The following is an 11,896-nucleotide window of genomic DNA, read 5'->3' as shown; positions in this document are numbered from 1 at the left end:
GCAGGTGAGCCCCGGTCATCCGCCGGGGCTCCGCCGTGTCCCCCGGGCGGGTCACGGCTTGCGCGCGAGACCGCCGTGCTCGGCGATGGGCTCCGGGGCCGCGTCCGCGGGCTCCGGCCGCCACAGCGGGACGGGGACCACCCCGGGCTCCAGCAGGTCCAGCCCGTCGAAGTAGGCCGTGATCGCCTCGACGGTGCGCAGCACGTACGGGGCGGCGCCGCTGTCGTTGTAAGCCTGCTGCGCCCGCTCGAAGACCGGATCGACGCCCAGCGAACCGTCGTTGACGGACAGGTAGCTGCCGGAGGGCAGCGCGTCCGTCAGACGAGTGACGATCCCGCGCGCCTGCCCGTGGTCGGGGACGTGTCCCAGGATGTTGCTCAGGATCAGGGCCGTGGGCCGGGTGAGGTCCAGCGTCCGGGCCGCCTGGGCGAGGATCCGGTCCGTGTCCAGCACATCGGCGTCGACGTAGGCGGTCGCGCCCTCGGGCGTGGAGTACAGCAGGGCGCGGGCGTGCGCCAGGATCATCGGGTCGTTGTCGACGTAGACGATCCGTGTCTCGGGGGCGATGCGCTGGGCGACCTCGTGGGTGTTGTCGGCCGTCGGCAGGCCGGTCCCGACGTCGAGGAACTGCCGGATGCCCGCCTCGGCGACCAGATGGGTGATGGTGCGCCGCAGGAAGGCGCGGCTGCTGCGGGCGATGGTGACGATGCCGGGGAAAACGGCCGTGTAGGCGTCGCCGGCCTCCTCGTCGACGGGGTAGTTGTCCTTGCCGCCCAGCCAGTAGTTCCAGATCCGCGCCGAGTGCGGCACGGAGGTGTCGATCCTGGGGTGTGCCGCGGATCCGGAAGTGTTCGCGGGGTGGGTCATGGATACCGTCCGTCCGTGTGCGGTCTCGCGTGTGGCGCGTGCGCTGCCCAAGGTACGCGTCAACCGCCCCGGCGGGCACACCAGTTCACCGGCGACACGTGTCCGCCCCGCGCCCGGCCGGGCCGTACCGGAGCGCGCTCGCGGCCCCCGGCGGGGTGTGCACACCCGCCCGACGGCGCCCGGGGCGGCACGCGCCGCGGTGCCCCGTACGCTGTGGCCTGTGTCCGCCTCCCGCCTGCGCCGTGTCGCCGTCCTCGTGCTCGACGGTGCCAAGCCGCTCGACGTCGGCATCCCCGCGCAGGTGTTCACCACCCGCGCCAGCATGCCGTACGAGGTACGTGTGTGCGGCGCGGCTCCCGGGCTCGTGACCGGAGGCGACGGCCTGTCGTACCACGTCGCCCACGGTCTGGACGCGCTCGCGTGGGCCGACGTCGTGTTCGTCCCCGGCTACCGGTTCCCGGACCGCGACGACCCGCCCGGACCGGTGGTGGACGCCCTGGTCGCCGCCCACCGGCGGGGCGCGCGGCTCGCGGCCATCTCCACGGGCGCCTTCGCGCTGGCCGCCACGGGACTGCTCGACGGCAGACGGGCCACGACGCACTGGCACTACACGCGGGCGCTCGCCGCCCGGCATCCGCTGGTGCGGGTCGACGAGAACGTGCTGTTCGTCGACGAGGGCAGCGTCCTGACCTCGGCGGGCGCCGCCTCCGGCATCGACCTGTGCCTGCACATGCTGCGCGGCGACCTCGGGGTGGCCGCGTCCAACCACGCGGCGCGGCGGCTGGTGGCGGCTCCCTACCGCAGCGGCGGCCAGGCGCAGTACGTGCCGCGCAGCGTGCCCGAGCCGCTGGGCGAGCGGTTCGCCGCCACCCGCGAGTGGGCGCTGCACCGGCTGGGCGAGCCGCTGACGCTGGAGGCGCTGGCCCGGCACGCGGCGGTCTCGCCGCGCACGTTCTCGCGGCGGTTCGCCGAGGACACCGGGTACACCCCGATGCAGTGGATCGTGCGGGCCCGCGTCGACATGGCACGGGAGCTGCTGGAGCGTTCGGAGCTGGGCGTCGAGCAGATCGCCGCCGCCGTCGGCCTGGGCACCGGCGCGAATCTGCGCCTGCACTTCCAGCGGGTCCTGGGCACCACACCCAGCGAGTACCGGCGCACCTTCACCCGGGGCGAGTGAGCCCGCGCCCCTCCCGCTCCCCCGCGCCCGCCGCACGGCGCGGCCCCTGCGGCGCGGCCCGGCCCGTGCGGTCCCCGCCGGTGCCGCCGCCACCGGCCGCTGGCACGATCCTTGCGGACCATGGCGCTCGCGCCGCTGTCCCGGCGGGGCGCCGCCGACGAACCTGGTGGCGGACGGGGAACGGGAAGGACGAAAGGGCGCCACTCATGACTCGCATCGCCATCAACGGATTCGGCCGCATCGGACGCAATGTGCTGCGCGCGCTGCTCGAACGCGACAGCCCCCTGGAGGTCGTCGCCGTCAACGACCTCACGGAGCCCGCCACGCTCGCGCGGCTGCTCGCCTTCGACACGACGGCCGGGCGGCTGGGCCGCCCGGTGACCGTGGACGGGGACGCCCTGGTCGTCGACGGCCGCCGCACCACGGTGACCGCCGAGCGTGAACCGGCGCGGCTGCCGTGGGCCGCGCTGGGCGTCGATCTGGTGCTGGAGGCGACCGGCCGGTTCACCTCGGCCGCGGCCGCCCGCGCCCATCTGGACGCCGGTGCCCGCAAGGTGCTCGTCGGCGCGCCCTCGGACGGCGCCGACGTCACCCTCGCCTACGGGGTCAACACCGACGCGTACGACCCCGAGCGGCACACCATCGTCTCGAACGCGTCCTGCACGACCAACGCGCTCGCGCCGCTCGCCGCGGTGCTGGACGAACTCGCCGGTGTCGAGCACGGATTCATGACGACGGTGCACGCCTACACGCAGGAGCAGAACCTCCAGGACGGCCCGCACCGCGACGCCCGCCGCGCCCGTGCCGCGGGCGTCAACATCGTGCCGACCACGACGGGCGCCGCGAAGGCGATCGGGCTGGTGCTGCCGAACCTCGACGGCAAGCTGTCGGGCGACTCGATCCGCGTGCCGGTCCCGGTGGGCTCGATCGTCGAGCTGAACACGACCGTCGCCCGCGAGGTGACCCGCGACGACGTGCTGGCCGCCTACCGCGCCGCCGCCGAGGGGCCGCTCGCCGGTGTCCTGGAGTACTCGCAGGACCCGCTCGTCTCCTCGGACATCACCGGCAACCCCGCCTCCTCGATCTTCGACTCGGCCCTCACCCGGGTCGACGGCCGCCATGTCAAGGTGGTCGCTTGGTACGACAACGAGTGGGGCTTCTCCAACCGGGTGATCGACACGCTCGAACTGCTCGCCGGCCGCTGACCGCGTCCGCCCCCGGCGCCGTGTGCCCGGTGCCGGGGGCGGGGTGTGCTCCGGCCGGGGCTCAGAGGTTGATCATGTGTCCGGCGATGCCCTCGACGGCTTCCTTCATCGCCTCCGACAGCGTCGGGTGGGCGAAGACGTTGCGGGCGACCTCGTCGGCGGTCAGGTCCCACATCTGGGCGAGCGTCAGCGCGGGCAGCAGTTCGGTCACTTCGGGACCGATCATGTGGGCGCCCAGGATCTCGTTGTGCCGGGCGTCCGCCACGATCTTGACGAAGCCGACGCCCTCGGCCATGCCGCGGGCCTTGCCGTTGGCGGAGAACGGGAACTGCGCGACCTTGACGTCGTGGCCCAGCTCGCGGGCCTGCGCCTCCGAGTAGCCGAACGAGGCGATCTGCGGCTGGCAGAAGGTCGCCCGCGGGATCATCGCGAAGTCGATCTCCTGCGTCTCGGCCCCGGCGATGGTCTCGGCCGCGACGACGCCCATGGCCTCGGCGGTGTGGGCCAGCATCAGCTTGCCGGTCACGTCGCCGATGGCGTAGACGCCCTGCACATTGGTGCGTCCGCGGGCGTCGACCGCGACGGCACCGCGCTCGGTGAGCTGCACCCCGGCCGCCTCCAGGCCGTAGCCCTCCACGCGCGGCGCGAAGCCGAACGCGGCGAGCATCCGGTCCGCCTCCAGCACGCGCGACTCGCCGCCGGCGGCCGGGCTGACCGTCACCCGTACGCCGGAGCCGGTGTCCTCCACCGAGTCCACCTTGGTGGAGAGCAGGACCTCGACGCCCAGCTTGCGGTAGTGCCGCAGCAGTTCCTTGGAGACATCGGCGTCCTCGGTGGGCACCATGCGGTCGAGGAACTCGACGATGGTCACCTCGACGCCGAAGTTGCGCAGCACATAGGCGAACTCGACGCCGATCGCGCCGGAGCCGCCGATGACGACGGAGCGCGGCAGCTCCTCGTCCAGGATCTGCTCCTCGTAGGTGACCACGTTGGCGCTCTTGCGCATCCCTGGCAGCATCCTGACCTGCGCGCCGGTGGCGATGATCAGGTTGTCGCAGCTGTACGAGGCCGTCGTGCCGTCGGCGCTCCTGACGTCCACCGACTTGGGACCGGTGAGCGTGCCCCACCCGTCGATCTCGGTGATCTTGTTCTTCTTCATCAGGTAGTGCACGCCCTTGGCGCTGGCCTCGGCCACGGAGCGGCTGCGCCGGTGGGTGACGCCGAAGTCCATGGTGGCGTCGCCGCTGATGCCGAAGGTCTTCTTCTCCTGCGTGAGGATGTGGGCGATCTCGGCGTTGCGCAGCAGCGCCTTCGACGGGATGCATCCCACGTTCAGGCAGACACCGCCCCAGTACTTCTCTTCGACGACCGCCACTGACTTGCCGAGCTGGGCTGCGCGGATGGCGGCGACGTATCCACCGGGGCCTGCGCCGAGGACGAGGACATCAAAGTGCGTCATGCGCGTCAGCCTAGTACCCCGCGGGGGCCGCCCGATCTCACGCCCGGCGAGGCCCGCGCCACATCGGCCGGAGGGGGCGCGGAGCACCGGGCGGGGCCGCGCGGGGGCGGTCAGGGGGACGGCGCCCCGCCCGGGACCGGGGCCTCGTCCGGGGCGCGGTCCTCCTCGCCGACGAGGGCGAGCACCCCGGCCACGATCAGTGCGACGCCGAGCAGTTGGGGCAACAGCCACCATCCGGCGCGTACGTGTTCCTCGTAGACCAGCACGCCGAGCAGGAAGCTCACGGTGGCGTCGCCGAGGGTCAGGGCGGGCTGGGAGGCGACCAGGGGGCCGCCCTGGAGGGCGTGTTGCAGCAGGAGCACGGCGGCCAGTCCGCACGCGCCGAAGGCGTAGGTCTGCCACGCGGTGAGGAATCCGCCGAGGCCGCTCTCCGCGAGGAGGTGGACGGACGTCTTCATCAGACCGGCCGTCAGCGCGAAGCAGACTGCCGTGGCCGTGCCGAGGCAGGCGGCGCGGAGCCCGCCGGGCGGTCTGCGGGTCCCCGCGGCGGCCAGGACGGCCACGGCGGCGGCGCAGGCCGCCAGGACGGGCAGCCAGCGGTCGATGGCCACATGGGTGCGGTTGCCCGCCGGGGCGGCGCACAGCAGCGCCACCGCGAGTCCGGCGACGACGACGGTCAGCTTCAGCAGCAGCACGCCGGACGGGCGGCGGCGGTGCGCGAGCGCGGCGAGGACCAGGGTGAGGGGCAGTTCCAGCACGAACAGCGGCTGCACCAGCGAGAGCGGGCCGGTCGCCAGCGCGAGGGCCTGGCACACCCCGGCGGCGACGACGGCGAGCACCCCGGCGAGCCAGACGGGCCGGTGCAGCAGGCCGAGCAGCAGGCGCGGTCCGGGTCCGGCCGACCGGGGCACGGTCAGCGCGGCCCGGCGCTGCAGGACGGTGGCGGTCGCGTTGCCGGCCGCGGCGAGCAGCGCGAAGAGCACGGGCAGGACGAGTCCCATGGGAGCATCCTTCGCGCATCCGCGGCCACGGGCATCCCGACAACGCGGCGATACGCCGATCGCCCCACCAATGTGGGCAATTGCGGCACCATCGGCCTTTTCCGCGACAAGACAGTTCCCGCTTTTTGGATTTGCCGTTTCTTTGCATGACCATATGGTTTCCGCGCTTCTCCGGACGGCGATGATCGCAGCAGCGTTCCACCTACGGGAAACATATGACTCGGAGGCTGCGGGGTGACGTCGGACATCGTGGACCAGGTCTCGGGACATCCACCACGGGCGGACCGGCCGGCACCCCCCTTCGACCCCGTCGCCCTTCTCACGCCTTTCACGCAGGGGCGCGCCACCGGCGGCCGCGCGTGGCGGATCACCCGCGACGACCTGTGGTGCCAGGCGGAACCGGTCGGCGGAGAGCTTCCCGGACAAGGCTGGAAAATCCATGTGTCGGCCACACCGGCCGGTGCCGCGGAAATCCTCCGGAAAGTCGCCGGAATCCTGATCCCGCTCGACATCGCTTTCAAGGTCGCGGCTTCCGCAGAACGGGTCCGCGAATTGGTTTCCCGGCAATACGACCGGGCTTCGGCGGGGAAATTCATCACCGTCTATCCGGACGGCGGGCGTGACCTCGCCGCGCTGGCGGCCGAGCTGCACGAGGCGACCGCCCGCCTGCCCGGTCCCCGGATCCTCTCGGACCGTCCCTTCCGTCCGGGCAGCCTGGTGCACTACCGGTACGGCGGGTTCCGCGCCGCTCCGGTCCTCGGTGACAACGGTGTCTACCGGCCGACCGTCGAGGATGCCGCCGGGCGGCGGGTGCCCGACGTCCGCGAGCCCTGGTACACGCCTCCCGCCGGGATCCCCGACCCCTTCGAGGAGGCCGCCGCGGCCGGCCGGACGCCGGACGCCGACCGGTCCGCGCGGCCGGCCGCTCCCCCGCAGGCGTCCGCCGCCCGCCCGGCGCGGCCCCCGTCCGTGGTGATCGGCGACCGGTTCGTCGTGCGGCGGGCGCTGCGGCACAGCACCAAGGGCGGTGTCTTCCGGGCGACCGACCGGCTCACGGGCGCCGAGGTCGTCGTCAAGCAGGGCCGGGCGCACATCGACGCGACCCCGCTCGGCACGGACGTACGCGATCTGCTGCGCAACGAGGGCGAGATGCTCGACCTGCTCGCGCCGCTCGGCCTGGCCCCGCGCAAGGTCGCCTTCCTGCCCGAGGACGGCCATGTGTTCCTGGTGGAGGAGTTCCTGGAGGGCGTCCCGCTGCGGCTGTGGAACCTGCGCGCCAGGAGCGGGGGCGCGGCGCCGCCGTGGGAGGCGGTGCTGGACCTGGCCCGGCGGCTGACGGACGTACTGGCCCGCGTCCACGCGCACGGCGTGGTGCTGCGCGATCTGACCCCTGACAACGTTTTCGTCGCGCCGGACGGCGCGCTGCGCCTCGTCGACCTGGAGCTGGCGACGCGCGCCGGTCACCCCGCGCCGGGCGGCGGCACCCGCGGCTACGGCGCCCCGGAGCAGCTGGACCCGCGCCCCGGCCGCCGCGCGCTGCCCGCCCCGGCGGCCGACCTGTACGCGCTGGGCGCCGTGCTCTTCCTGCTGGCGACGGGCACGGAACCCCTGCTGGCGCCCGATGCCCCGCCCGTGCGGTCCGCGCGGGTGCGGCTGGCGGGCCGTCTCGCCGCCGTCGCCCGGCACAGCGCGACCGCGCGCCGCCTGGCCCCGCTCGTCCTCGGGCTGCTGCACGAGGAGCCGGAGCGCCGCTGGTCCCTCCGGCGGGCGCGGGCCTTCCTCACCGACGGTCCGGCGGCGCACCCGGCCGGTCCCCGGCCCGTGCGCGCCCCGCGCGGACCGGCCGCCACCCCCGGCGCGGACGCGGAACGCCTGCTGCGCGACGGACTGCGCCATCTGCTGGACACCCTGCGCCCGGAGGACCGCGAACGGCTCTGGCCCGCCGAGGGGTTCGCCGCCACCACCGACCCCTGCAACGTCTACTACGGCTCCGCCGGGCTGCTGGGGGTGCTGGCCTCCGCCGCCCGGCCCCGTCCCGGGGACGAGCGGCTGCGCGCCGCCGTGCGCACGGTGGCCCACCGGACGCTGCGGCGCGCGGCGCGTGAGCCCCGGCTGCTGCCCGGACTGCACTTCGGGCGCTCCGGCACCGCCTGGGCCCTGCTGGACGCCGGGCTGCTGCTGGGCGACGGCGAGCTGGTGGCGGCGGCCCGGGAGACGGCGCTGCGCGTCCCGGTCACCGGGCCGGTCCCGGACGTGGTGCACGGAACGGCCGGTGCCGGGCTCGCCCAGGCGTACTTCCTGGCGCGCACGGGGGACGAGCGCTTCCGGGAGCGGATCGCGCGCTGCGCCGAGGGGATCCTCGCCGCCGCCGCGGACAGCCCTGCGGGGCCGCGCTGGACGGTGCCCTCCGAGGACGGCCCGGCCGCCCGGCCCGTGGTCCACCACGGGTTCGCGCACGGCACGGCGGGCATCGGCACGTTCCTGCTGGAGGCGGCGCGGGCCACCGGCGAGGGCCGGTACCTGGAGGCGGCGGTGCGGGCCGGGGACGCGCTGACGGCGGCCGCCGTCGAGGACCGCGGCGCGCTGCGCTGGACCGCCGGCCCGGACGGCACCGTGCCCCTGACCAACTGGTGCAGCGGTGCCTCCGGTGTCGGCGTCCTCCTGCTCCGGCTGTGGCAGGCCACCGGCGAGGACCGGTACCTGGAGGCGGCGCGGGGCGCCGCCGAGGCGGTGCACGCCGACCGCCGGCTGCTGCCGCCCTCCTCCTGCCACGGCGTCGCGGGCAACGCGGAACTGCTGCTCGACCTGGCGGACGCCACGGGCGAGGACCGGTACCGCGGGCGCGCGCACGACGCCGTCGAGGCCGTCCTGAGCCGTACGGCGCTGCGCGGCGGACTGCTCCTCCCGGCCGACGACACCCTGCGCGAGGTGAGCACCGGCCACCACACCGGTCTCGGCGGGGTCCTCGGCTTCCTGCTGCGGCTGCTGCACGGCGGGCCGCGCCTCTGGCTGCCGGATCCGTCCCGGGCAGCCCTTTCGACCGCGGTGCGCGCGCCAGGGCGCGGACCGTGTGACGCCCCGCCCCCGCCCGGGGAGACCGGGGCACTCACGAGAGGAGATCGCAGATGACCCACGACCTCGACGAGTTGCAGCGCCTGCCCCAGGAGATCGCCGCCGAGGAGGACACCCCGTGTATCCCGCGGGCCGCGGCCCAGGTGCCCACCTTCACGACGGTCTGCTGACCCGGTGCACCCCGCGGTACCGCCCGGTGGCCCGCACCCGCGATCGCGGGTGCGGGCCACCGCCGCCGTGTCCGTGCGCGGGCCGCCGTCCGCGCGGGCGGGGTCAGACCCCGGGCGCGGGCCGCACGGTGATCCCGGCGCGTTCCAGCAGCGCGGCCGTGACCCCGTCCCCGGGCACCAGTTCCCCGGTGAACGAACCGTCGTGGACCGTGCCCCGCCCGCACGAGGGGCTGCGCGGCATCAGCAGCGCCTCGCCGCAGCCGGTGTGCCGGGCGACCTCGAGGGCCCGGCGGGCACCGGCCACGAACTGCTCCGTGACGTCCTGCCCGGTGTCGTCCACGACCCGCGCCGTCCCGTCGAGCACGTCGTGCCCGTCGCCGCCCACCAGCTCCGCCGGGCGGCGCGGGGTGGCGAGCCCGCCCGCGACCTCCGGGCAGAAGGAGACGACCTCCCGCCCGGCCACCGCCTCGGCGAACGCGGCCGACGCCTTGTGCCGTCCGTCGAACCGGCAGGGCACCCCGCGCAGACACGCGCTGACCAGGATCGCTTCCATGCCGTCAGGGTAGCGGGCGCGCCGGGCGCCGCGGGCGGGCGGTGTCCGGGGCCGAAGGCCGGGCCGTCCGTCCGGATGTCTGGTGGAATAGTGGGAGTCGGGAGCCGGGCGCACCCGGTCCCCGGCGACCGGTCGCGGCCCGGACCCGAGCGGTCCGCGGCGGCCCGCAGGGTGGTGCCTATGTGCGATGACTCCGCTGCACGCGGTGCTCCGGACACGGAGCCGGAGCACTCCCGCGCCTCGGGCGAGGACCCCCGGGTGCTGCACGAGCTGGGCGTGTGCCTGACCGGGGCGGTGGCGGGGCTCGGCGCGTACGGCGGCGGGGTGTATCTGCTGGACGCGGCCGGTGAGGCACTGGAACTGGCCGTCTACACCGGTCTGCCGCCGCGGTTCGCGGGGCCCTGGCGCCGGATCCGGCTGGACGCGCCGGTCGGGGTGGCCGAGGCGGTGCGCGAGCGGAAGCTGGTGTGGGTGGACGGCGCGCAGGAGATGGCCCTGCGCTATCCGCGGACGGCGCTGATCATGCCGTACCCGCTGGCGTTCGCCTGCCGCCCGCTCCTCGTGGGCCGGGAGGCGCACGGCGGGCTGTTCGTGAACTGGGCGGGTTCGCGTCAGCGGCGGCTGAGCGCCGCCGAGCGCGAACGGCTGCTGGCCGCGTCCTCGGCACTCGCCCGGGTCGTCGCGCACGCCGGGTCCGCCGGAGCGCCGGTGCGGCCGGCGGCCGGACCCCTGGTCCTGCCGGGCACCGCGGATCCGGCGGGCCCGCTGCCGGAGGGGCCGGCGCTGGCGCGGCTGCCGGAGGGGGTGTGCGCGCTGGACGCCGACGGCCGGATCACGCTCGCCACGCCCGCGGCGGCGGCCCTGCTGGGCCTGCCGGCCGCGGAGCTGGTGGGCCGGGTGGTGTGGCGGGCGCTGCCGTGGCTGGACCATCCGGTGTACGAGGAGTGGTACCGGGCGGCGGCGATGAGCCGGCAGCCGTCCGCGTTCACGGTGCTGCGCCCTCCGGACCGGTGGCTGCGCTTCCAGCTGTATCCGGACGCCTCCGGCATCACGGCGCGGATCACGGAGGCCGGTCCGGAACCCCGGCCGCCCGAGCCCCGGCCGCCGCAGCCCTTCGAGCGGCTGCGGCCGCGGGCGCCGGACCGGCTGGCGGGCGTGTACCACGTGCTGCACCTGGTGGGGGCGCTGGCCGACGCCACCGGGGTGCGGGACGTGGTGCGGCTGGTCGCCGAGGAGATGCTGCCCGTCTTCGGCGCCGCCCGCGCGGTGCTGCTGGCGCTGGAGGGGGACGGGCGGCTGCGGGTGATCGGCGCGCACGGCTATCCGCCCGGCGCCCTGGACCGTATCGACCGCCCCGCGGCGGACGCGGAGACGCCCGGCACCCGGGCCCTGGCCACGGGGACGCCGCTCTTCCTGGAGACCCGCCGGGACATCGCCCGCCTCTATCCGCGGCACGCCTCGCTCGCTCCCGGCGCCGCCTGGGCGGTGCTGCCGCTGCTGACGCCGGAGAGCGAGGTCGGCGCGTGCGTCCTGTCGTACGACCGGCCGCGCCGGTTCGCGCCGGAGGAGCGCGCCACGCTCACCGCCCTGGCCGGGCTGATCGCGCGGGCGCTGGCGCGGGCCCGCCGGTACGACACCGCCAGCGGCCTGGCCCGCGATCTCCAGGACGCGCTGCTGCCCCGGCGGCTGCCGCGCATCCACGGTCTGGAGACCGCCGTGCGCTATCTGCCGGCGGCCGAGGGCATGACCGTCTGCGGCGACTTCTACGACCTGATCGCCCTCGGCCACCACCGGGCCGCCGCCGTCATCGGCGACATCCAGGGGCACAACGGCCCGGCCGCCGCGCTCATGGGCCAGATCCGCACCGCGGTCCGGGCGCACGCGGCGGGCGACGCCGATCCGCGCCGGGTCCTCGGCCTGACCAACCGGCTGCTGACCGCGCTCGACACCGAACTGCTCGCCAGCGCCGTGTTCCTCCGCCTCGATCCGCGCCGCCACCGCCTGGTCCTGGCACGCGCCGGGCATCCGCATCCGCTGCTGCGCCATCCGGACGGGCGGGTGGAGGCCCTGGACGCGCCGGGCGGGCTGCTGCTGGGCATCGACCCGGCGGCGGCCTATCCGCATCTGCGGCTGTGCCTGCCCGAGGGCGCGGTGCTCGCCCTGTACACCGACGGCCTCACGGACGTGCCCGGCTCCGACCCGGAGCGGGTGCTGTCCGGGCTCGCCGGCCGCCTGGCCGCCGCCGGGCGGCCCGGTACGCCGCTGGACGAGGTCGCCGAGACCTTGTTGCAGGGCCACCGCCAGGGCGCCGACGACACGACGCTGCTGCTGCTCAGGGCCACCGGCGTGCCGTCCGGGCCGCCGCAGCGGGGGTGACCGGGGCGGCGGCCGT

Annotated in this window: 8 protein-coding genes; 4 read left to right on the top strand and 4 right to left on the bottom strand. The window is 75.5% G+C overall.

Annotated elements, in window-relative coordinates; all coding sequences use genetic code 11:
* Positions 1-51: 51 nt before the first annotated feature.
* Entirely contained in the window at positions 52-867 is an 816-nt protein-coding gene (locus tag R4Z62_RS32425; RefSeq protein WP_064536946.1) for an SAM-dependent methyltransferase, read from the bottom strand.
* Positions 868-1,087: 220 nt separating this feature from the next.
* On the opposite strand from R4Z62_RS32425, the gene R4Z62_RS32420 reads away from it, so the two are divergent.
* The gene (locus tag R4Z62_RS32420; RefSeq protein ID WP_026252847.1) at positions 1,088-2,044 is read left to right on the top strand and encodes a GlxA family transcriptional regulator; all 957 of its coding nucleotides are present in this window, start codon (positions 1,088-1,090) and stop codon (positions 2,042-2,044) included.
* A gap of 206 nt (positions 2,045-2,250) precedes the next feature.
* Positions 2,251-3,249: a type I glyceraldehyde-3-phosphate dehydrogenase gene (gene gap, locus R4Z62_RS32415; RefSeq protein ID WP_491521665.1), complete on the top strand. Its 999-nt coding sequence runs from the start codon at positions 2,251-2,253 to the stop codon at positions 3,247-3,249.
* A 61-nt stretch (positions 3,250-3,310) separates the two neighbouring features.
* Here the strand turns inward: gap and lpdA are convergent, their stop codons facing one another.
* Both lpdA and R4Z62_RS32405 read right to left on the bottom strand, forming a co-directional pair.
* Entirely contained in the window at positions 3,311-4,708 is a 1,398-nt protein-coding gene (gene lpdA, locus R4Z62_RS32410; RefSeq protein ID WP_064536944.1) for a dihydrolipoyl dehydrogenase, read from the bottom strand.
* Positions 4,709-4,818: 110 nt separating this feature from the next.
* A complete protein-coding gene (locus R4Z62_RS32405) occupies positions 4,819-5,709 on the bottom strand; it encodes a DMT family transporter (protein ID WP_491521664.1) in 891 nt (296 codons plus the stop codon).
* A gap of 234 nt (positions 5,710-5,943) precedes the next feature.
* On the opposite strand from R4Z62_RS32405, the gene lanL reads away from it, so the two are divergent.
* Positions 5,944-8,838 (top strand): class IV lanthionine synthetase LanL, encoded by a 2,895-nt coding sequence (gene lanL / locus R4Z62_RS32400; protein WP_491521663.1) that lies wholly within the window; start codon positions 5,944-5,946, stop codon positions 8,836-8,838.
* A 216-nt stretch (positions 8,839-9,054) separates the two neighbouring features.
* Here the strand turns inward: lanL and R4Z62_RS32395 are convergent, their stop codons facing one another.
* Complete coding sequence (locus R4Z62_RS32395; protein WP_064536942.1) at positions 9,055-9,504, bottom strand: 2-thiouracil desulfurase family protein; 450 nt, start codon at positions 9,502-9,504, stop codon at positions 9,055-9,057.
* Between the two features lie 180 nt (positions 9,505-9,684).
* On the opposite strand from R4Z62_RS32395, the gene R4Z62_RS32390 reads away from it, so the two are divergent.
* A complete protein-coding gene (locus tag R4Z62_RS32390; RefSeq protein ID WP_491521662.1) occupies positions 9,685-11,880 on the top strand; it encodes a PP2C family protein-serine/threonine phosphatase in 2,196 nt (731 codons plus the stop codon).
* Positions 11,881-11,896: the final 16 nt, after the last annotated feature.

Source organism: Streptomyces sp. PL-25 (assembly GCF_058344915.1).
Note: the sequence above shows the minus strand (reverse complement) of the source record. Positions and strands in the feature narration are given on the sequence as shown.

Excerpts from the sequence above, each read along its gene's own strand:
- lpdA (WP_064536944.1), bottom strand. The coding sequence starts at position 4,708 with ATGACGCACTTTGATGTCCTCGTCCTCGGCGCAGGCCCCGGTGGATAC.
- R4Z62_RS32395 (WP_064536942.1), bottom strand. The coding sequence starts at position 9,504 with ATGGAAGCGATCCTGGTCAGCGCGTGTCTGCGCGGGGTGCCCTGCCGG.
- R4Z62_RS32390 (WP_491521662.1), top strand. The coding sequence starts at position 9,685 with ATGTGCGATGACTCCGCTGCACGCGGTGCTCCGGACACGGAGCCGGAG.
- gap (WP_491521665.1), top strand. The coding sequence starts at position 2,251 with ATGACTCGCATCGCCATCAACGGATTCGGCCGCATCGGACGCAATGTG.
- R4Z62_RS32405 (WP_491521664.1), bottom strand. The coding sequence starts at position 5,709 with ATGGGACTCGTCCTGCCCGTGCTCTTCGCGCTGCTCGCCGCGGCCGGC.
- R4Z62_RS32425 (WP_064536946.1), bottom strand. The coding sequence starts at position 867 with ATGACCCACCCCGCGAACACTTCCGGATCCGCGGCACACCCCAGGATC.